Source organism: uncultured Oscillibacter sp., assembly GCF_900546705.1.
Lineage (GTDB): Bacteria > Bacillota > Clostridia > Oscillospirales > Oscillospiraceae > Oscillibacter.
In genome coordinates, this window is sequence record NZ_URDP01000015.1 from 1 (window position 1) to 21,116 (window position 21,116).

Consider the following 21,116-nt stretch of genomic DNA (forward strand, 5'->3'; position numbering starts at 1 on the left):
GGTTCTGCTTGATGTCCCAGAGCTTCTGGGACAGGTCCACATAGTAGTTGTGGGGATTTTCAAACCGTTTGACCTCATCCCACAGCGTGTCCACCTGCTCACGGCAGTAAGCCTGGATCTCCTTGAGGTCCGGCCGGCGGTACACCAGCTGTCCTTTCCGGAATACCGGCACCTGCAGCTCCCGGATGGTAAAGTCCGTATAGGTCTTGCGCTTCCAGGTAGCCTGAGGATCAAACAGCTCCAGCGGCGCGGACGCGTCCACCTGCTCGTCCCACACGGCGATGTAGTCCGCCTCCGCCTTGCCGGTTTTGCGGTCGAAGATCCGGTAGACCTTTTTGAAGTGGGGGTTCGTGATCTTGTCCACATTCTCGCTGACCTTGATCTTGGGGATGATGTTGCCCTGGGCATCCTCCACCGCCGCCAGCTTGTACACGCCGCCGAACACCGGCTGGCTGCTGGCAGTAATCATCCGCTCGCCCACGCCGAACAGATCCACCTGGGCGCCCTGGCGCAGCAGATCCCGGATAATATACTCGTCCAGGGAGTTGGACGCGGAGATCTGGCAGGATTCCCACCCGGCCTCGTTCAGCATCTTCCGGGCCTCCCGGGTCAGGTAGGCAATGTCGCCGGAGTCCAGCCGGATGCCGCACTTGGTAATGCCTCTGGGCCGGAGCACCTCGTTGAAAGCCCGGATGGCGTCGGGCACGCCGGACTTGAGCACATTGTAGGTGTCCACCAGGAGCGTCGCGCTGGTGGGATAGATCTCACAGTAGGTCTTGAATGCCTCGTACTGGCTGTCGAACATCTGGACCCAGGAGTGGGCCATGGTGCCGCCGGCGGGGACCCCGTAGAGCTGGTCGGAGATGGTGCAGGCCGTTCCCTTGCAGCCGCCGATAAATGCGGCCCGGGCGCCGGTGATGGCGCCGTCGTTGCCCTGGGCCCGGCGGGAGCCGAACTCCAGCACCGTCCGCCCCTCCGCGGCCCGGACGATCCGGTTTGCCTTGGTGGCAATGAGGCTCTGGTGGTTGATGGTCAGCAGCGTGAACGTCTCAATGAGCTGTGCCTGGATGGCAGGCGCCCGCACAGTCACCACCGGCTCCCGGGGGAAGATGGGCGTGCCCTCGGGGATGGCCCAGATATCACCGGTAAAGCGGAAGCGGCGCAGATAGTCCAAAAAGCCCTCGGAGAAGAGCCCTTTGCTGCGCAGGTACGCAATGTCCTCTTCATCGAAGTGCAGGTTTTCAATATAGTCGATCAGCTGGTCCAGCCCCGCGCACACGGCGAAGCCGCCCTTGTCCGGCACGTCCCGGAAAAACACATCGAAGTAGGTGATGCGGTCCTGATAGCCCGCCTGGAAGTAGCCGTTGCCCATGGTCAGCTCATAGAAATCGCAGAGCATGGTCAGATTCAGTTTCTGTTCGGAATTCATAACACACCTCGGTTTAGTTTCCAGTGTCTTGTCACTTGACTTGATTATAAGCGGCCCGTCCCTGAAAAGCAATCATTTTTCGAAAATATGTCAAATTTTTGTCAAATTCCCGTTGACAACCGTCCCGCCCCCTCTTATGATGGGACTGATTACGATACGCCCGGGCATTTGCCCGTCGCGGAAAGGATACCGATATGGATATCGTTTTGGGAATTGACATCGGCGGCTCCACCACCAAGATCGTGGGGCTGCATACAGACGGCAGCGTGGTGTCCATGCTGCGGGTCCGGGCGGAGGACCAGGTCACCAGCCTCTACGGCGCCCTGGGCAACTATCTCACCAGCAACGGCTTCTCCCTGAAAGACGTGCGGCGGGTGGTGCTCACCGGCGTAGGCGCCTCCTATGTGGACGGGGACATCTACGGCCTGCCCACCTGCAAGGTGGACGAGTTCTCCGCCAGCGGCACCGGCGCTCTGGCTCTCTCCGGCCAGACCTCCGCTGTGGTGGTCACCATGGGCACCGGCACCGCCTTTTTGTGGGCCGAGCGCAGCGGCGCCGTGCGCCACCTGTGCGGCAGCGGCATCGGCGGCGGTACCCTGGGCGGCCTTTGCCGCAAGCTGGTGGGCATGGAGCGCTTCGGCCAGATCAAGAAGCTGGCGGAGCAGGGGGATCTGACCCAGGTGGATCTGACCATCCGGGACATCACCCGCAATCCCGCGCCCACCCTGGACCCCACGCTCACCGCCGCCAACTTCGGCAATCTGGCAGAGGACGCCTCCCCCGCGGATCTTGCCGCCGGTGCGGTGAATCTGGTGCTCCAGGCCATCGGCACCATGACGGTGCTGGCCTGCCAGTGCTGCAAGACCCAAACCGTGGTGCTCACCGGCTCCATGACCACGCTGCCCCAGGTAAAGACCAACTTTGAAAACTTTGAAAAGCTCTACGGCATCCACTATATCATTCCCGACAGCGCCACCTTTGCCACCGCCATCGGGGCGGGACTTTGCAGCCTGAAGAAAAAAGCGGTGGAGGCCGGGAGGTAAGGATGGACGCACTGTGGCCGGTCTACCATCCGGAACTTCCGCCGCTGCTCCGCCGTCTGGCGGCAACCGCCCCCATGGAGCGGCTGCGGCAGGTGGGGATGAACTGCGGGTGCGAGTACACGTCCTTTTCCCGGTTCCGCCATCTGCCCCCCTACTCCCGCTATGACCACAGTCTGGGCGTGGGGCTCATTGTCTGGCACTTTACCGGTGACGCCGCCCAGGCCGCGGCGGGACTTCTCCACGACGTGGCCACCCCGGTGTTCGCCCACACGGTGGACTTTCTCCGGGGGGACCACCTGCGTCAGGAGGCCACCGAGGCGCCTACCGCCGCCGTCATCTCCGGCAGCGGGGAGATCCGCGCCGTGCTGGAGCAATCCGGCGTGGACGTGGACGCGGTGTGCGACTATCACCGCTATCCCATTGCCGACAACGATCCCCCGGGCCTGTCCGCCGACCGGCTGGAGTACACCCTGGGCAATCTGATCAACTACGGCCTCCTTTCGCCCCACCGGGCGGCAGCCCTCTATGGTGATCTGACCGTGGACACCAACGAGCAGGGCGTGCCGGAGCTGGCGTTCTCCACAGCGGAGGCTGCTGCGGAATTTGCTTTTTCCAGTCTGAAAACCAGCCGCATCTATGTGGCGGACGAGGACCGCTTTTCCATGGAACTGCTCTCCCGTCTGCTGCGCCTGGCCCTGGACCGGGGCGTGCTGACGCCGGAGGATCTGAACGGGACTGAGCCTCGCGTCATCGCCCGGCTGGAATCAGATCCGGTCTGTGCCCCCCTCTGGGCCTCGTTCCGGGCCTGTAACCGGGTCCGCAGTGAGGCTGTTCATCCTGCCCGGGGACGGTGGCTGCAGGTAGGGGCCAAACTGCGCTGCATCGACCCACTGTGCCGCCATTTGGGCCGGGTATCCGCGTGGAACAGCGGATTTGCCCGGGAGCTGGCCCGGTTCCGTGCCCTGCCGCTGAACGGCTGGCTGGGCGAGTTTCCCTTTTGACAACAATACCCCCGGCGCCTGACAGGTGCCGGGGGTATTTTGTGCGTTGATTATTCTTCGCCGTTGTCCTCAGAGGTTTCCTCGTCGTCCAGGCTGGTCAGATCGAACTCCAGCTTCTCGCCGCAGTTGGGGCAGATGACCTCGCCGTCGGAGAGGATGGAATCGTCGAAGTAGATGGTTTCTTCGCAGGTGGGGCAGGTAGTGGCATAGCACTCCTCATCCTCATCCGCATCTTCCTCTTCGTACTCATCCTCGTCGTCCTCGTCCTCGCCGAAGACCACGTCTTCCACGTCCTCCAGATCGTCGCTGACGGCGTCCAGGCCATCGCCCAGCTCGTCGGCGTAATCCTTCATATCCTCCAGCTCCAGGGCAATGTCATCCAGCACATCGATGATGGCGGCGAGCAGCTTGCCCTCCTTCTTCTCGGTGTCCAGCTCCATGCCTTCCACCAGGCCCTTCAGATAGGCGACCTTCTCGGTAATTTCCATAACAATGGCTCCTTTCATTTAAAAGTAGCGTTTCTTACATATTCCAAAGGGGGGACAAAAGTCCCCCCTTTTTGGCAATTATTCCTTGCAGCGGCCCAGATACTCGCCGGTGCGGGTATCGATCTGGATCTTCTCGCCCTCGTTGATGAACAGGGGCACCTTGATCACAGCGCCGGTCTCCAGCGTGGCAGCCTTGGTCACGTTGGTGGCGGTGTCGCCCTTGACACCGGGCTCGGTCTCCGTGACCACCAGATCCACGAAGTTGGGGACTTCCACGGTGAACACGCTGCCCTTGTAGCTGAGCAGGGAGCACATGGTGTTCTCCTTGACGAACTGGAACGCATCGCCCAGCACGTCCTTGTTCAGGGGAACCATATCATACGTCTCGGGGTCCATGAAATAGTACAGGTCGCCGTCGTTGTAGCTGTACTCAGCGTTCTTGCGCTCCACAGCCACCTGCTCGAACTTGGCGCTGGGGTTGAACGCCTCTTCACGGACAGCGCCGCTGATCACATTCTTATACTTGGTACGCACAAAGGCCGCGCCCTTGCCAGGCTTGACGTGCTGGAAGTCCACGACCAGCATGGGCTTTCCGTCCATCTCGAAAATCATTCCCTTGCGGAAATCGCCGGCAGTAATGGTAGGCATAGGTTTTCCTCCTCACAAACTCTTACGGGGAAATGCCCTGGCACTCCCCCTGCTTTCTATAATCAGTAAAATTACCAGAGATAATTTTACCGTATGTTGCCCGGTAATGCAAGCATTTTTCAGCCACTTCTTGGTTTTTTTCCGTCCTGACGGGCCATTTTCCGGCGGCAGATGGCCTTGAACGGCGCTTGCAGGGCGTGGAGCACCTTCTGCCACGCCGTCACCGCGCCGCCCAGCGGCTCCACCATCAGGCTCAGTACCCCCGCCCGCCGGGCGGCCAGCACATCGGTCAGGAGTTTGTCCCCCAGCATGGCCGTGTGGGCGCGGTCGGCGCCCGCGCGGGCCATGGCCGCCTCCAGTCCCCGGGTGGATGGCTTGCCCGCCCGGCCCTGATAGGGAATGCCCAGATCCGCACAGAAATCGTGGACCCGGCGGCCCGAGCGGTTGTTGGAGACGATCATCACGTCAATCCCGGCACGCTCCATCTCCTCCAGCCACGCCCGCAGTGCCGGCGTGGGGTGCCGGGTCTTTTTTTCCGCCAGCGTAAAGTCCAGATCGCTCAAAAGCAGTGTGATACCGCAGCTGCGCAGCAGCGCCGGTGTGATCTCATCATAGGACGCGAACAGGCGGTCCGGGATCAGCGAAACAGGCATAATGGACTCCTCACTTGCATAACATTGCTCACAGTATAACAGCTTTTGCACAACCACACAAGGGGGAAACAGCCATGCAGATCTACCTGGCAGTCACACCCGGGGAGTACCCGTCCGCCTCCGGGTTCAGCCGCTCCTTTGCCCATGTGGCCTACCGTATCGGGCCGGAGTCCCGGCTGCTGCGGCAAAACCTGCTTTTGCAGGTCCAGGGAGGGCTTCTCTCCCTCAGTGACCGGGATGCTCCGCCCATCACAGCGCCGGAAGTTCTGTGCACGGGAGTGGTACGGGAGTGCGCCCGCCGGAACTACGCCGGCGTACTGCTGGATTTCGAAGCCCTGCCCGCCGAGGACCGCCGGGCCTTCGCCCGGCTTTTGGCCCAGCGCCTGCGGCACAGCCGCCGGACGCTTTATGTGCCCGAGGTCTACGCCGTTCCCGGCGCCGTCCCCTTGATCTGTACGGCTCTGTCCGGCGGGAGCTTTTCCCAGCGTCTCCAGGAGGCCGCCCGGCAGTTCGGCGGTGCAGAGCATCTGGGGCTGGACGTGCAGCGGCTGCGGATGGATTTCACCCTGCCTGCCAGGACCGGTGAGGGGCGTCCCCTCTCCGCCGAGGAATTCCGCGCCCTGGTGGAGCGGGAATCCCCTGCCGTCTTTTTCTCCCAGGAGCTGTGCGCCCGCTACTTTACCTACAGCCGGGACCTGGAGACGCACTTCGTCCTCTTTGACGACGAGGGTACCCTCCGCCAGAAGCTGCGCACCGGCGCTTCCATGGGCTTTTCCGCCGCGTTTTTCATGTGGCCGGAGATCCGGGACATTGCCGGGAAGCTGGCACTGACCGGAAAATAAAAACGGTGCCGCACAAATTGTGCGGCACCGCCTGCGACAGATTAATAATAACGCTTCTTGTTCTTCCGAGCAGCCTCAGACTTCTTGCGACGCTTGACGCTGGGGCTCTCATAATGCTCTCTCTTGCGAACCTCAGCAATGACACCAGCCTTGGCGCAGCTGCGCTTAAAACGCTTCAGAGCGCTGTCGATGGACTCGCCGTCCTTCACATGGATCTCAGACATCTATATTTCCCTCCCTCCGAGGTATCCGGCTCAATCCAGGATACTTTAAGGGCCATAAACTATGGCTTTAACAAAGCTATTATACGGATACTTCTATAGAATGTCAAGGGATTTTTTCGTTTGCTTTTCCACAATAATTCGACAAGTGTGGAAAATTTCCGCCTGTCCCGGGGAAATCTCTGTGGAAAAGCCGGCCGGACAGGCGCTGTCCGGCCGGCTTGCCATCCACAATCTTCAATGCGGTTTTCCTTACCGGGGCTTGACGATCAGGTTCACCAGCCACTTCTTGGCACCCCACGGAATCTTTCGATTCCGCGGGGACCCCGCATTGGACTCAACCGGGCAGGCAAAGCCCGCCCGGTTCAAGGTTTTGCCTCCGGCAAAACGCTTGCACGCGCCACCGGGCGCGAAGGCCCTTACTGGGGCTTGACGATCAGGTTCACCAGCCGGTTCTTGACCAGAATGGTCTTGACGATCTGCATGCCCGCCGTGGCCTTGGCCACCTTGTCCAGTGCCATGGCCGCGGACACCACCGTCTGCTCGTCGCTGTCGGCAGGAACGGTGATGGTGCCCTTGAGCTTGCCGCCCACCTGCACGGCCATGGAAACCGTGGAAGCCACGGTCTTGCTGGCATCGTACTGGGGCCACTGGGCCTGGCAGCACATCTTGCCGGTCTGGGCAGCAAAGCCCAGGTTCTCCCACAGCTCCTCGGTGATATGGGGAGCGAAGGGGTTGAGCAGCAAAATGAGATAGCGCAGGTCGCCCCGGGTGCAGCCGTTGGAAGAAAGCTCGTTGACCATGGTCATGAGGGCGGCGATGGCGGTGTTCATCTTCAGGTTGTTGATGTCGTCCGTCACCTTCTGGATGGTCTTGTGGATGATAGGCTCGTTGGCAGGGGTCGCCTCATAGCTCTCGCCGGCATTTTCCGCCAGGTTCCAAACACGGTCCAGGAAACGCTTGGAGCCCTTGACGGCGTCGTTGGACCAGGTGGCGGCCTTCTCGAAGTCGCCGATGAACATGATATAAAGCCGCATGGTGTCGGCACCGTACTGCTCCACAATATCGTTGGGGTTGACCACGTTGCCCCGGGACTTGGACATCTTCTCGCCGCCCTCGCCCAGGATCATGCCGTGGCTGGTGCGCTTGGCATAGGGCTCCTTGGTGGGCACCACGCCGATGTCGTAGAGGAACTTATGCCAGAAGCGGGAGTAGAGCAGGTGCAGCGTGGTGTGCTCCATACCGCCGTTGTACCAGTCCACGGGAGACCAGTAGTCCAGCGCCTCCTTGGAGGCCAGAGCCTTGTCGTTGTGGGGGTCCATATACCGCAGGAAGTACCAGGAAGAGCCGGCCCACTGGGGCATGGTATCCGTCTCCCGCTTGGCGGGGCCGCCGCACTTGGGGCAGGTGGTGTTGACCCAGTCGGTCATCTTGGACAAGGGGCTCTCGCCGGTGTCGGTGACCTCGTAGCTGTCCACCTCCGGCAGCAGCAGCGGCAGCTGATCCTCCGGCAGGGGTACCCAGCCGCACTTGGGACAGTTCACCAGGGGGATGGGCTCGCCCCAGTACCGCTGGCGGGAGAACACCCAGTCACGCAGCTTGAAGTTGGTCTTGGGATGGCCCAGGCCCTGCTCCGTGACCCACTTCTTCATGGCGGGGATGGCCTCCTTGACGGTCATGCCGTTCAGGAAGCCGGAGTTGACCATGATGCCGGTGTCGTCCTTGAGGGTGAATGCCTCCTTGGTGATGTCGCCGCCCTTGACCACCTCGATGATGGGCAGGCCGAACTTGGTGGCAAACTCCCAGTCGCGCTGGTCATGGCCGGGCACGCCCATGACGGCGCCGGTACCGTAGCTCATGAGGACGTAGTCGGAGACGAAGATGGGGATCTCCACGCCGTTGGCGGGGTTGATGGCAACCACGCCCTCCAGGCGCACGCCGGTCTTGTCCTTGTTGAGCTCACTGCGCTCGAAGTCGGACTTGTGGGCGGCCTCCTCCCGGTAGGCGGTCACCGCGTCCCAGTTGGCAATGCGATCCTTCCACTGATCCAGATAGGGATGCTCGGGAGAGAGCACCATATAGGTCACGCCGAACAGGGTATCGCAGCGGGTGGTATAGACCGTCAGCGTGTCGCCGGCAGTGGTCTTGAAGTCCACCTCAGTACCTTCGCTGCGGCCGATCCAGTTGCGCTGCTGGATCTTGACCCGGTTGATGAAGTCCACGTCGTCCAGATCGTCGATCAGACGGTCGGCATACTTGGTGATGGCCAGCATCCACTGGCTCTTCTCCTTGCGGATGACCTCACCGCCGCAGCGCTCGCACACGCCCTCCACCACTTCTTCATTGGCCAGGACGATCTTGCAGCGGGTGCACCAGTTGACGGGCATGGACGCCTTGTAGGCAAGGCCCTTCTTGAACATCTGCAAAAAGATCCACTGGGTCCACTTGTAATAACTGGGGTCGGTGGTGTTGACCTCCCGGTCCCAGTCGAAGGAGTAGCCCAGCATATGCAGCTGCTTGCGGAAGTTGGCCACGTTGTCGTGGGTCACCTTGGCCGGATGGATGTGGTGCTGGACGGCATAGTTCTCCGTGGGCAGGCCGAAAGCGTCATAGCCGATGGGGAACAGGACGTTGTAGCCCTCCATCCGCTTTTTGCGGCAGATGATGTCCATGGCGGTAAAGGGGCGGGCGTGGCCCACGTGCAGGCCCTGACCGGAGGGATAGGGGAACTCGATGAGGCCGTAGAACTTCTCCCGGGTCTTGTCCCCGGTCACTGCGGCAAAGGGCTTTTCCTCCAGCCACTTTTGCTGCCATTTTTTTTCAATGGCGGTAAAATCGTACTTCATATACCTTCTCCTTTAATGATTTCTCTATCAATCAAGCAAAGCTCCGCGCTCATTTCCGCAGATTCTACGCAAAAACGCCCCTGACCTCTCCGGTCAGGGGCGTTGGAACGCGATACCACCCTGATTTGGCCGCCGGTCACCCAGCTGCCCTCAGCGTCCCCCGCAGGGGAACCGGCGGATAACGGCGCCTGCCGTTCCGCCCTACCGGATGGTTCGGGCGGAAAACTCCGGGACCAGTATGCGCGAAGCTCCCCCACCGGCTCGCAGCAGCCGCCGGCTCTCTGAGGCGGGAGGATTCGCTTTTCTTCCCATCAAAGTCGTTAACGCGTTTATTTTATGAGCTTCCCCCGGTTTTGTCAAGAGGCAGGGGGACAAAATCCGACGGCTCAGTCGGCGGTCAGGATTCCGTCCAGGTCCATGGGCTTTCCGTCGTGCCACAGCCGCTCCAGTCCATAGAATTCCCGGGCCTCCGGGGAAAATACATGCACCACCACGCAGCCGTAGTCCAGCAGCACCCAGGTGCCGTCCCGGTAGCCCTCCCGGCGCATGGGGTCCTCCCCCGCCTGCTCCTTCATGGCCTTTTCCACAGCGCCGCACAGGGCGTTGATCTGCGTGTTGGAACTGCCGGTGGCAATGACGAAGTAATCCGCCAGAGTGGTCTGCTCCGTCACTTCGATGGCGCTGATCTCCTTGCCCTTCTTTTCGTCCAATGCCTTGACGGCAATGACCGCAAGTTCTTTCGGTGTCATAGCACGCTTCCTTTCTGATAGAAATTCTTATGCGGCGGGGTCAATGACCACAAATCCAGGGTCTGCGGCCGCCGCGCCGCTCTCTCCGGCTGCCGTTCCGGTCTCACCGGTACCGGCACCGCTCTCGCCGCCGGATGCGCCGGTCTCGCCAGTGCTGGGTTCTGCGGTGCCGCCGGTGCCGGATTCCGTGGTACCGGTGCCGGTTTCACCGCTGGTCCCCGGTTCTGTGGTGCCGGTACCACCGCCGGTGCCGGGTTCCGTCGTGGTACCGCTGCCGCCGGCAGAGCCGCCGGTGCTCGGCTCCGTGGTACCGCTGCCGCCGGTTTCACTGCCGGTTCCAGGCTCCGTGGTACCGGTGTTGGGCTCCGCAGTGCCCGTTTCAGGCTCCGTCTCAATCGGCAGGCCGGTTTCCGGATCCAGCACGTTGCCGTTTTCATCCACCTGCGGTGTATCCTCGGAGGGCGCCTGGGTCACGGGCTTGGAGGGCTTCACCGGGGCAGACGCCGCCTTGCTGTCCTCCACATAGCCGGTGGTGGAGCTGACGGACCCGTTGGAGTTGACGGACATGATATCCAGATCGCTGAGGGTGCAGGGCTCCACGAACGGGCTGAGCTTGGTGTTCACCAGCTCCAGCAGCTCATCAGCGTTGGGTACCACATAGGACTGATAATTCTGATAGATGCGGCTCCAGCAGGAGACATTGGTGTTCGGCATGGTGACAAACTCCACGTTTTCCACGGACAGCCCGCCCATAACCGCCTGCTGGCCGAACCAGCAGAGATTGGAAAAGCTCAGGTCGGTCTCCACATTCTTTTCAAATACCTTGGCGAACTGATTGATCTTGGTGATGTTCTTCACCTGGAGCATCTGTTCCACCACAGCTTTCAAAAACGCCTGCTGGGTCTTGATACGGCCCAGGTCACCGTCGGCATAGCCCTTCATGACGCCGTTGACCCGGTTGTCATGACGGTAGCGCAGCACCTGCATGGCGTCATCGCCGGAGAGCAGGCGGTAGCCCGCCGTCTGGTGAATGTGCAGATTCTGTGCAGGATCATCGTAGTTCATGTCCCGGGGCACATCGAACCACACGCCGCCGATGGCGTCCACGATTTCGCCCACGGCCTCCCATTCCACTACCACCTGGTAGTCCGGCTCGAAGCCCACCAGCTGGCTGATCTCCTTGTAGAGGGCCTTGATGCCGTCGTCCCCGCCGCCGCCGTAATTATACACGGCGTTGATGCGCTTGATGTCATAGGGAATGTTCACCATGGTATCCCGGGGGATGGACATAATGGTAGCCTTCTGGTTCGTCACATCGTAGCTGGCCAGAAGAATGGTATCCGTGTTGCCGCCGCCGCCGGTATCCCGGCCCAGAATCAGCACGGTGTAGTAATCCTCGCTCTTGCGCTCACCGCCGGACTTGGGCCGTACGCCCTCGCCGTAGTCGATCTCCTCTTTGTCCTCCTCCAGATTCAGCTCCGGCCGGACAAACAGGCTCTGGCAGGCCACCACGGCCACCAGTACCACCGCCAGCACAGCCGCCACGGCAATGAGAATCTTCTGCTGCCGGGTCAGCCGGCTGGGTTTTTTCGTCTTTTTCTGTCGGGGTGCTCTCCCGCCCGCCACATGCTTTCCAGTCTCTTTTTCCAATGTCTTTCTATCCTTTCAAGGCGTCCCGCGCCTCCAGAGTGGCACGGTGCACAGGGTTTCCCATGGCTGTCATCTCGTCGATGGTCATCTGCAGTCCCAAACACAAGCCTTCGTTCAGGTCTTTATAGCATACCTGCCGCAATTTGTCCACCCCCGGAAAATTCCGGGAGGGCTCGATATAGTCCGCAAGATAGATGATTTTTTCCAGCAGCGTCATGTGTGCGTGGCCCGTGGTGTGCCACCAGATGGCGCTGTAGATCTCATCGTCCACGCCGAACACATCCCGGGCCAGGGCGGCGCCGGTCTTGGCGTGGAGCAGCTTCAGGGACACCTGCTCCAGCTCATCGAGCTGAATGTGGTATTTCCGGCACAGCTCCAGCTGCTGGTCCATGTTCAGCTTCTTGGTGGAGTCGTGCAGCAGCGCCGCCACCCGGGCCTTGTGGACGTCGGCACCGTACCGCTCCGCCAGGCGGATGGCCTCCTGCTCCGTACCCAGCACATGGGGAATCCGCTTGTGCTTGAGATAGCTCAGCGCCACAGGCCGCAGCTGAGAGAGGGACAGGTGCTTCAAATCCGCGTCCGTACCGTAGAGGCCCTGGCGCAGAATGTAGCCGTACACAGCGGGCGGCAGCATCGCTCCCCCCTCCCCCCGGGCCAGCTCCCTGCGCAGCTCGGTGGAGGAGATATCCACCACGCCGGGAATCGTCAATGTAAAGATTCTGGCCTGGGGATAGGTCTTATAGAGGTAGTCCCGCTGGACGGAAAACAGCTCCTCCGTGTCCTCCTCCGTCCGTCCGAAGGCGGCGATGCCCGCAAGAGACAAAATCTTCTCGGGCGCGTGCCAGGCCTGCAGTGTCAAAAACATATCCGCGCCCATCAAAAGCCACAGCTCGTCGTCCGGATACTGCGCCTTCAGCGCCGCCAGCGTATCGGAGGTGTAGCTCTTTCCCTCCCGGGAAATCTCCAGGTCCAGCACCTCCACCTTGCCCTCCAGGCCCATCTGCTCCGCCGCCAGGCGGGTCATCTCCAGCCGCTGCGCCGCATCGGGCGTGTGGTCCGGCAGATCCTTGTGGGGCGGCAGTCCCGCCGGGATCACCAGCAGCCGATCCAGCTGCAGCAGGGCAAACACCGCCCGCGCCGCCGTTACATGGCCCAGATGGGGCGGGTTGAACGTTCCGCCGTAAATACCGATTTTCATAGTATGATCCTGTTCCTCTTTTCCTGCCGGGGCGCGTCCGTCTGCCGGGCGCCGTCCCTTACTGGGGCCGCTTCTTGCCCGCCTTCACCAGCTGGATGCGCTTTTCCCGGGGCTTGGAGTGGCTTTCCCGGTAGAGCACGAACCTGGTGCCGATCACCTGCACCACCTCGCTGCGGGTGGCTTTGGCCAGTTCCTCCGCCGCAAGGCGGGCGTCATATTCGATATTGTTGTCCAGTACCCGGCCCTTGATGAGTTCCCGGGCCTCCAGGGCATCGTCGGCCTGTTTGATGGTATTTTCACCGATGCCGTCCTTGCCTACCTGCAAAATGGTGTCGATGCCGTTGGCAAGCGCGCGCAGCTGCGCCCGCTGTTTGCTTGTCAGTTCCATAGTTTCTCCTATTTCAGACGTTTATTTGTTCAAATAAGTTGCCAGTTTTTCAGAAAATTCCCGCAGGGCCTTGCCCCGGTGGGAGATGGCGCTCTTCTCTTCCGCCGACAGCTGCCCGAAGGTCTTGCCCAACTCCGGCACCAGAAACACCGGGTCGTAGCCGAAGCCGCCCTGGCCCATGGGGGCAAAGGCGATGGCGCCGTCGCACTGTCCCTGGGCCGTCAGCTCGTCCCCGTTGGGGAACGCGCAGGCGATGGCGCAGGCAAAGTGGGCCTTCCGGGTGGTTTGCCCCCGCATGGAGTTCAAAAGCAGCATATAGCGGCCCTTGTCGTCCAGGCCCTCCCCGCCGTAGCGGGCGGAGTACACGCCCGGGCCGCCGTTCAGCGCATCCACGCAGAGGCCGGAGTCGTCGGCAATGGCGGGCAGCCCCGCCGCCGCACAGATGGCCTTGGCCTTGAGCATAGCATTTTCAGCGAAGGTGGTGCCCGTCTCCTCCACGTCCACGGTGATGCCCACATCGGCGGGGCTCACCACTTCCACACCGAGCCCGCCCAAAATGGCGGACATCTCCCGGATCTTGCCGGGGTTGTGGGTAGCCAATACAAATTTCATCGACATTACAGCGTCCCTCCCAGCGCTTTTTTCTGTACTTCCAGCAGCTCCCGGTTGCCCTTTGCGCAAAGGCGCACCAGATCCTGCTGCTCCGCCGGCGTGAAGGCCCGGCCCTCGCCGGTACCCTGGAGCTCGATGATCTCCCCGGCCTCGTTCATCACGCAGTTGAGATCCACCTGGGCGCGGCTGTCCTCACTGTACTGGAGATCCAGCATCAGCTGGTCATCCACAATGCCGGCGGAGACGCCGGTGACGAAGTGGCGCAGAGGCGTCCGGGGCAGCACGCCCTCCTCCACCAGCTTCCGGCAGGCCAGAGCCAGGGCGATGAAGCCGCCGGTGACGGAGGCGGTGCGGGTGCCGCCGTCCCCCTGGAGCACGTCGCAGTCCACGGTGATGGTGCGCTCGCCCAGGGCCTCCATGTCCACCGCCGCCCGGAGGGAGCGGCCCACCAGCCGCTGGATCTCGGCACTGCGGGGGCTGAGCTTGAGTTTCGCAACGTCCCGCTTGCTGCGCTCCCGGTTGGCCCGGGGCAGCATGGAGTACTCGGCGGTGACCCAGCCGGTGCCCTCCGCCACATGGGGCGGCGTCCGCTCCTCCACGCTGGCGCAGCAGAGCACCATGGTATCCCCGCACTGGATCAGGCAGCTGCCCTCCGCAAATTTCACAAAGTCTGTGGTGATCTTGATGGGGCGCAGCTCATCCAGAGCCCGCCCGTCCTGTCGTTTTGTCATGCTATCTTCCTCTTTCTCCGTCATTCCGCCGGACCGGACCAAGTCCCGCCCGGTTTATCTCTCGCTTACAGTTCTCCCCGTGCAGCCCGTTCCAGTTCTGTGCCGCTGGGCTCCTGCGCCAGGGAGACGATCATCTGCCTGCACCGGGGACAGTACCACGCCGGGCAGGTCCTGCTCAGGCGGGACACCGGCAGGCGGAAATCCCCTTTATCTTCCCGGATCAGCATCCGCGGCGCTCTTACAAAGGCAGCCGTTCCGCCGCCGGTCTGCAAAAAGCCGCTGACCATGGGCCCTCCGCAGTCCGGACAGACTCTGCTCATATAATGGCCTCCACATATTCCCGGGCGTCAAAGGGCTTGAGATCGTCCAGGCCCTCTCCCACACCCACCAGCTTCACGTGTACGCCCAGCTCCTTGGCGATGGCCACCACGATACCGCCCTTGGCAGTGCCGTCCAGCTTGGTGAGCACGATGCCGGTGAGGCCCGCAGCCTCCTTGAACTGCTTGGCCTGGATGAGGCCGTTCTGGCCGGTGGTGGCGTCCAGCACCAAAAGCGTCTCCCGGGCGGCGCCGGGGCACTCCCGGTCGATGATCTTGGAGAGCTTGGAGAGCTCCGCCATGAGGTTTGCCTTGTTGTGGAGGCGGCCGGCGGTGTCGCACAGCACCACGTCCACGTTCCGGGCCTTGGCAGCCTGGAGGGCGTCGAAGAGCACGGCGCCGGGATCGGCCCCCTCGTGCTGGCGCACCAGTTCACAGCCGGCCCGCTCCGCCCAGATCTGAAGCTGATCGGCAGCCGCGGCCCGGAACGTGTCCGCCGCGCACAGCAGCACCCGCTTGCCCTGGCTTTTGAGCTGATGGGCCAGCTTGCCGATGGAGGTGGTCTTGCCTACGCCGTTGACGCCGATGAACAGCACGATGCTGGGCTGGGTGGAGAGATTCAGCGCCGCGTCGTCCCCGCCGCCGATCATATCCGCCAGTACGTCCCGCAGCGCTGCCTTGACCTCCTCCTGGTCCCGGAGCTTCTCCTTCCGGACCCGCTGGCGCAGCTGCTCCACCGCCTCCACGGCGGTGTTCATGCCCAGATCCGCCAGGATCAGCGTCTCCTCCAGCTCTTCAAAAAAGGCCTCGTCCGCCTCCGTGAAGCCGGAGAAGAGGTTGGTTGTGATTTTTTTCAGTTTGTCAAAAAAGCCCATAGCGACCGTCCTTTTGGTTAATTTTTGCCTGTTTTTCAGCGTTTTCCATTGACGCCAAGTTCTTCCGAAACCCCTGGCGTCGCCGCGCCTTACTCGATCTTCAGTTCCTTGGCCATATCGTTGAGATTGATGGTCAATATCTTGCTCACGCCCTGTTCCTGCATGGTGACGCCGTAGAGCACATCGGCCTCCTCCATGGTGCCCCGGCGGTGGGTGATGACGATGAACTGGGTCCTGCCCGCCAGCGTACGCATATACCGGGCATACCGGGTGACGTTGGCGTCGTCCAGGGCGGCCTCGATCTCATCCATGACGCAAAACGGCGTGGGATGCACCTTCAAAATGGCAAAGTACAGTGCGATGGCCACAAACGCCTTCTCGCCGCCGGAGAGCAGCGAGATGGTCTTGAGGGTCTTTCCGGGAGGCTGGGCCTTGATTTCGATGCCGCAGCCCAAGATGTCGTTCTCGTCCTCCAGTTCCAGCGTGGCCTGGCCGCCGCCGAACAGCTCGGAAAACGTGGTCTGGAAGCTCTCGGAGAGCAGCTTGAACTGCTGGGCAAAGATCCGGGTCATCTCGGCGGTGATGTCCTCAATGATGCCCGTGAGCTCCTCCTTGGCTTTTTCCACGTCGTCCCGCTGGTCCGTCAGGTATGTATAGCGGGTGTTCACCCGGTCGAATTCCTCGATGGCGCCGATGTTGGGCGTGCCCAGAGCGGAGATATCCCGCTTGAGCTCGCCGATGCGCCGGGTGGCCTTGGACATGCTCTCCAGCTCCATCCGCTGGGCCTGGGCATCGGAGTGAGAGAGCTGATAGTGTTCCCACAGCCGGTCCAGAATCTGCTTTTCCTCCATGGCGGAGGTGGCGATCTTCTGCTCCAGACGAGACACGCCCCGCTCCAGGTTCAGAAGGTGTTCGTTCATCTCCTGTCCCGCCCGGTTCTGGGCAGTGCGCTCGGCCTCCAGGGCCAGCTTTTCCTGACTCAGCGCTGTCAGGCGCTCTTCCAGGGCTCCTGTCCGGGCCCGCAGGCCCTCCAAGGCTTCCCGAAGCTGTGTCTGACGGGCCTGGGCATCGGCAATGCCCTGCCGATAAGAGGCCATCGCCGCCTCCTTCTGGGTCCGGTCCCCGGACAATTCCGCGGCCAGCTGCCGCAGATCCGCCGCCCGGTCGGCAGCAGCCGAAGCCCGCGCCTGATGGCCGGCAAGCTCGCTCTTTCTGGCGCTGATCTCCTCGGCCAGCGCGCCGGACTGGGCCAGCAGCTCCGACTGCCCGGCCAGGGCTTGCTCCGCCTGGGTCCGCAGCTTGGCGGCCAGTGCCTCCTGCTCCGCCACCCGGGATTGGGCCTGCTCCATCCGGGCCTGGTTGTCCTCCAGACGGCCGGTGAGGCTCTCCCGCTCTCCGGTCAGGTTTTCCAGATTTTCCTCCAGCGCGCTCACAAGCGCTGCATAGTGGCTGGCGGTTCCCTCCAGGCGCAGCACCTCGTCTTCCGCCTGGCGGCGCTGTGATTCCGCCGTCTCCAGCGCGTACTGGGCAGCGGTCAGCTCCCGGGCTGCCGCCTCCTCCGCCTGACGGGCCTTTTCCACCTTTTCCGCCATGGCGGCGCTGCGGCCGGTGAGCTTTTCAAGCTCCGCCGCCCGGCTCAGGACGCCCGCTGTGCGGGACACGGAGCCGCCGGTCATGGAGCCGCCCCGGTTGATGACCTGTCCGTCCAGCGTGACGATGCGGAAGGCGTTGCGGTATTTCCGGGCCATGGCAATGCCGCAGTCCAGATCCTCCGCCACCACCGTCCGGCCCAAAAGGCTTGCAAAAATATTGGCATAGCGGGCATCATAGGTCACCAGGTCCACAGCCACGCCCACAAATCCGAACTCATTTTCCACGCCCCGCTCCCGCAGGCGGTCGCCCCGGATGGCGGTCAGGGGCAGGAACGTAGCCCGGCCGCCGTCCCGCTGCTTGAGGTAGCCGATGGCAGCTTTGGCGTCCTCTTCCCGGTCCACCACAATGTTCTGCAGCCCTGCGCCCAATGCAATCTCAATGGCCAGGGAGTACTTCCCGTCCGTTTTCATGAGGCTGGCCACCGGCCCGTGGATGCCCCGCAGGCTCCCCTTGGCCTGGCAGACCAATTTGACCGCTTTGGAAAAGCCCTCGTAGTCCTTCTCCATCTCCCGCAGCAGACGGATGCGGTTTTCCAGAGCACCGGCGTCCATGGTCAGCTGGACCCGCTGCTCCGAAGCCGCCGCCGCCTTTTTCTTCCGCTCCTCCATCCGCAGACTGTGTCCGGCAATGATGTTGGCGGCGGCTTCCGCCTCATCCCGGGCGTTTTCCAAAGCGCGGCTGTTTTCTTTCTGCTGGGCCCGCCGCTCCTCCAGGGACTGGGCAGTGCTCTCACAGTCGGCGCACACCGTTTCCAAGCGCTGGCGCAGCTGCTCGCTCTCCGCGGCCGCTGCCGCCGTCTCCGCCCTGGCGTCCGCCGCGGCAGCCACCGCCACCGCCTCCTGTCCCCGCAGGGCCTCCGCCTGGGACTGGGCTCCGCCGGCCTGGGCCGCGGCTGCTTTGGCCTGCTCCAGCAGCCCGTCCAGCTCTTGGTTCAGCGCGGCAATCCGGGCCTCGGTCTCCCGGGCCTGTGCCTCCTGCTCCTCCGCCTGACGGACGAGTCCGTCGGCGCGGCTGTCCGTCTCGGCAAGCTCCGCCTCCGCCCGGGCGATGTTCTCCCGGTGATGGGTCACGGTGCTCTCCAGCACCGCAAGGTCCGATTCCTTTTCCTTGGCCTGGCGCTCCAGCTCCGCGGCCTGGGCGCGTACCGCCTCGGCCTCCACGTCCTTTTCCCGCATCTGCTGGCCGTACGCCTCGCCCTTGGCATACAAGGCATCCAGCGACGCGCGCGCCTCGTCCCGCTCGGCCTGGGCGGCGCGGAAGTCGGACTCCAGCTTGCGGGCCTGGGCCTTGAGCGCGTCCAGGTTCTCCAGCCACACGGAAATCTCCAGAAGCCGCAGCTCATCCCGCAGCACCAGGTATTTCTTTGCCTTTTCCGCCTGCTGCCGCAGCGGCTCCACCTGCAGCTCCAGCTCGGCAATCTTGTCGTTGATGCGGACCAGATTCTCCTCCGTCCGCTCCAGCTTGCGCTCCGCCTCCTCCTTGCGGTGGCGGAACTTGGAGATGCCGGCGGCCTCTTCGAAGATCTCCCGCCGCTCCCCGCTCTTGGCGGAGAGAATCTCGTCGATCTTGCCCTGGCCGATGATGGAGTAGCCCTCCCGGCCCATGCCCGTGTCCATGAACAGCTCCGCCACGTCCCGAAGACGCACGGACTGGCGGTTGATGTAGTACTCGCTCTCGCCGCTGCGGTAGTACCGGCGGGTGACGGACACCTCCGTCTCCTCCATGGTGGGGAAGATATGCTCTGTGTTGTCGATGACCAGCGTCACCTGGGCAAAGCCCACCTGGGCCCGCTTGGCGGTGCCGCCGAAGATCACGTCCTCCATTTTGGCGCCCCGCAGCCCCTTGGCGCTCTGCTCGCCCATGACCCAGCGGATGGCGTCGGAGATGTTGGATTTTCCGGAGCCATTGGGCCCCACAATGGCGGTGATATCCTCGCCGAAGTTCAATACCGTTTTCTCAGGGAAGGACTTAAAACCCTGGATCTCCAATGCTTTTAAATACACGCTTCCACCTCTTGCCGATCTCCATACTATAACTAGATTACAATAGCAGAAAAAGCCCGGCATTTCAAGGAGAAATCCAGGAAATGCCGGGCTCCGGAGCCGTATCGCGAGCGTCGGGACTAGACTGTGTCCCCCTTTTGCTCCCGGATCTGCCGGTACAGGCACGCAAGGCCGTCGGAAAGGCCTCCCACCGCGTCGATGATTCCCTTTTCCACCGCCTCCTCCCCGTAGAGGACGCTGCCCACATCTGCGGCCATGTCGTCCTTTTTCAGCATAAGGGCCGTGAAGTCCTCCCGGCTGATGCGGCTGTGGCGGGAAACAAAATCCACGATCCGGTCCTGGAGCCGCTGGAAGTAGTTGTACGTCTGGGGCGCGGCGATGACCATGCCGCTCATGCGGACCGGATGGACGGTCATGGCGGCGGAGGGCACGGCAAAGCTGCGCCGGGCCGCCACCGCCAGGGGCACCCCGATGGAGTGGCTGCCGCCCAGAACGATGGAGACGGTGGGCTTGGTCATACCGGCGATGAGCTCGGCGATGGCAAGGCCCGCCTCCACGTCCCCGCCCACGGTGTTGAGCAAAAACAGGACTCCGTCCACCTCCGCCGACTCCTCCAGCTTGGCAAGCAGCGGCAGCACGTGCTCGTATTTGGTGGTCTTGGCCCCCGAGGCAGCGGCGCTGTGGCCCTCGATCTGGCCGATGATGGTCATGCAGTAGACATTGCCGTGGGGCGTGCGGGTGATGGCGGAGCCGAAGTCCACGATGTCTCCGCCCCAGCTCCCGTCCTCCCGCTCGTCTCCCGGCTGGTCCGGCTTGGTGTGTTCGTGCATGGTGATCCCTCACTTTCTCCCCTAGCATCTGCATTTTTCCGAAAAGTACGCGCCGGACTTCCTTTTTGCCTTGGGGTATGCTATATTGCATCATAGAAAAGATTCCCGGTTTTTTGCCGGAGAGGGAGGTTCCTGCGCGTGAAAGAAAGCAAACAGCGCATTGTGGTGAAGGTGGGCACTTCCACCCTCACCCACGACTCCGGGTCACTGGACCTGCGGAGCATGGAGCAGTTGGTCCGGACCCTGGCGGATCTCCAGGGAGCCGGCAACGAGATCATTCTGGTGACCTCCGGCGCCATCGCCGTGGGTACGGCCAAACTGGGCCTTGCGGAGCGGCCCCGTGAACTGCGGATGAAGCAGGCGGCCGCCGCCGTGGGCCAGTGCCGTATGATGCACATCTACGATAAGCTCTTTTCCGAGTACAGCCGCACCGTCTCCCAGATCCTGCTCACCGGGGACGACGTGGACGATCCCGGCCGGGCGGAGCACCTGTCCGGCACGTTTTCGGCCCTGCTGGAGATGGGCGTCATCCCCATCGTCAATGAGAACGACTCCGTCTCCTCGGCGGAGATCGAAACCGGGCATCACAAGGTCCTGGGCGACAACGACACTCTCTCCGCCATCGTGGCAAAGCTCTGCCGGGCGGATCTGCTGGTGCTCTTCAGCGACATTGACGGACTCTACGACGCCGACCCCAGGACCCATCCCGACGCCCGGCTCATCCATCAGGTGCGGGAACTGACGCCCCAGATTCTGGAAATGGCCGGCGGCGCAGGCTCCTGGCGGGGCACCGGCGGCATGGCCACCAAGCTCTCCGCCGCCCGCATTGCCATGGACGCCGGGTGCGACATGGTCATCACCAACGGCAAGCGGATGACGGATCTCTACGGCATCGTGGAGGGCGCAGACATCGGCACCCGGTTTTTAGCCGCAAAATAA

General features: G+C 62.5%; 20 protein-coding genes and 1 other annotated feature. Of the genes, 4 read left to right on the plus strand and 16 right to left on the minus strand.

Annotated elements, in window-relative coordinates; genetic code table 11:
* Positions 1-1,429 (minus strand): nicotinate phosphoribosyltransferase (locus QZS13_RS04770; protein WP_295586197.1); only part of this gene is annotated, 1,429 nt, incomplete at its 3' end.
* Between the two features lie 194 nt (positions 1,430-1,623).
* Between QZS13_RS04770 and QZS13_RS04775 the strand changes: the two genes are divergently transcribed.
* Positions 1,624-2,472, plus strand: coding sequence for a BadF/BadG/BcrA/BcrD ATPase family protein (locus tag QZS13_RS04775; protein ID WP_295586200.1), 849 nt, complete (start codon positions 1,624-1,626; stop codon positions 2,470-2,472).
* 2 nt (positions 2,473-2,474) lie between these two features.
* Positions 2,475-3,473: an HD domain-containing protein gene (locus tag QZS13_RS04780; RefSeq protein ID WP_295586203.1), complete on the plus strand. Its 999-nt coding sequence runs from the start codon at positions 2,475-2,477 to the stop codon at positions 3,471-3,473.
* A gap of 50 nt (positions 3,474-3,523) precedes the next feature.
* Here QZS13_RS04780 and QZS13_RS04785 read toward each other — a convergent pair whose 3' ends face one another.
* The 3 genes from QZS13_RS04785 to QZS13_RS04795 all read right to left on the minus strand — a co-directional run bounded on the left by QZS13_RS04785 (position 3,524) and on the right by QZS13_RS04795 (position 5,262).
* Complete coding sequence (locus QZS13_RS04785) at positions 3,524-3,961, minus strand: CD1247 N-terminal domain-containing protein (RefSeq protein ID WP_295586205.1); 438 nt, start codon at positions 3,959-3,961, stop codon at positions 3,524-3,526.
* Positions 3,962-4,039: 78 nt separating this feature from the next.
* Positions 4,040-4,609 (minus strand): elongation factor P, encoded by a 570-nt coding sequence (efp, locus tag QZS13_RS04790; RefSeq protein WP_295586208.1) that lies wholly within the window; start codon positions 4,607-4,609, stop codon positions 4,040-4,042.
* A 119-nt stretch (positions 4,610-4,728) separates the two neighbouring features.
* Entirely contained in the window at positions 4,729-5,262 is a 534-nt protein-coding gene (locus tag QZS13_RS04795; RefSeq protein WP_295586211.1) for a YqeG family HAD IIIA-type phosphatase, read from the minus strand.
* Between the two features lie 74 nt (positions 5,263-5,336).
* On the opposite strand from QZS13_RS04795, the gene QZS13_RS04800 reads away from it, so the two are divergent.
* Positions 5,337-6,104, plus strand: coding sequence for a hypothetical protein (locus QZS13_RS04800; protein ID WP_295586213.1), 768 nt, complete (start codon positions 5,337-5,339; stop codon positions 6,102-6,104).
* 41 nt (positions 6,105-6,145) lie between these two features.
* Here the strand turns inward: QZS13_RS04800 and rpsU are convergent, their stop codons facing one another.
* The 12 genes from rpsU to QZS13_RS04860 form a co-directional block, all read right to left on the minus strand.
* Positions 6,146-6,328, minus strand: coding sequence for a 30S ribosomal protein S21 (gene rpsU, locus QZS13_RS04805; protein ID WP_021750944.1), 183 nt, complete (start codon positions 6,326-6,328; stop codon positions 6,146-6,148).
* Between the two features lie 416 nt (positions 6,329-6,744).
* Positions 6,745-9,171 carry a leucine--tRNA ligase gene (leuS, locus tag QZS13_RS04810; RefSeq protein WP_295586221.1) on the minus strand — a complete coding sequence of 809 codons (2,427 nt, stop codon included), beginning with the start codon at positions 9,169-9,171 and terminating at the stop codon, positions 6,745-6,747.
* 92 nt (positions 9,172-9,263) lie between these two features.
* Positions 9,264-9,495, minus strand: a binding site (T-box leader).
* A gap of 62 nt (positions 9,496-9,557) precedes the next feature.
* Positions 9,558-9,920 carry a ribosome silencing factor gene (gene rsfS, locus QZS13_RS04815; RefSeq protein WP_295586223.1) on the minus strand — a complete coding sequence of 121 codons (363 nt, stop codon included), beginning with the start codon at positions 9,918-9,920 and terminating at the stop codon, positions 9,558-9,560.
* 27 nt (positions 9,921-9,947) lie between these two features.
* Entirely contained in the window at positions 9,948-11,570 is a 1,623-nt protein-coding gene (locus tag QZS13_RS04820) for an LCP family protein (protein WP_295586226.1), read from the minus strand.
* Between the two features lie 7 nt (positions 11,571-11,577).
* Positions 11,578-12,768: a nicotinate (nicotinamide) nucleotide adenylyltransferase gene (gene nadD, locus QZS13_RS04825; protein ID WP_295586229.1), complete on the minus strand. Its 1,191-nt coding sequence runs from the start codon at positions 12,766-12,768 to the stop codon at positions 11,578-11,580.
* Between the two features lie 58 nt (positions 12,769-12,826).
* On the minus strand, positions 12,827-13,156 hold the full coding sequence (yhbY, locus tag QZS13_RS04830; RefSeq protein WP_295586232.1) for a ribosome assembly RNA-binding protein YhbY: 330 nt from the start codon (positions 13,154-13,156) through the stop codon (positions 12,827-12,829).
* A gap of 21 nt (positions 13,157-13,177) precedes the next feature.
* Complete coding sequence (locus QZS13_RS04835; RefSeq protein WP_295586319.1) at positions 13,178-13,768, minus strand: XTP/dITP diphosphatase; 591 nt, start codon at positions 13,766-13,768, stop codon at positions 13,178-13,180.
* A 5-nt stretch (positions 13,769-13,773) separates the two neighbouring features.
* On the minus strand, positions 13,774-14,499 hold the full coding sequence (rph, locus tag QZS13_RS04840; protein ID WP_295586234.1) for a ribonuclease PH: 726 nt from the start codon (positions 14,497-14,499) through the stop codon (positions 13,774-13,776).
* 65 nt (positions 14,500-14,564) lie between these two features.
* Positions 14,565-14,819, minus strand: a complete 255-nt coding sequence (locus QZS13_RS04845; RefSeq protein ID WP_295586237.1) for a PF20097 family protein — start codon at positions 14,817-14,819, stop codon at positions 14,565-14,567.
* Entirely contained in the window at positions 14,816-15,691 is an 876-nt protein-coding gene (ftsY, locus tag QZS13_RS04850; protein WP_295586240.1) for a signal recognition particle-docking protein FtsY, read from the minus strand. Before ftsY ends, QZS13_RS04845 begins: the two co-directional genes overlap by 4 nt.
* Positions 15,692-15,780: 89 nt before the next feature.
* Complete coding sequence (gene smc, locus QZS13_RS04855; RefSeq protein ID WP_295586243.1) at positions 15,781-19,347, minus strand: chromosome segregation protein SMC; 3,567 nt, start codon at positions 19,345-19,347, stop codon at positions 15,781-15,783.
* Positions 19,348-19,466: 119 nt separating this feature from the next.
* Positions 19,467-20,177: a ClpP family protease gene (locus tag QZS13_RS04860; protein WP_295586246.1), complete on the minus strand. Its 711-nt coding sequence runs from the start codon at positions 20,175-20,177 to the stop codon at positions 19,467-19,469.
* Positions 20,178-20,315: 138 nt separating this feature from the next.
* On the opposite strand from QZS13_RS04860, the gene proB reads away from it, so the two are divergent.
* Positions 20,316-21,116, plus strand: a complete 801-nt coding sequence (gene proB, locus QZS13_RS04865) for a glutamate 5-kinase (protein WP_295586248.1) — start codon at positions 20,316-20,318, stop codon at positions 21,114-21,116.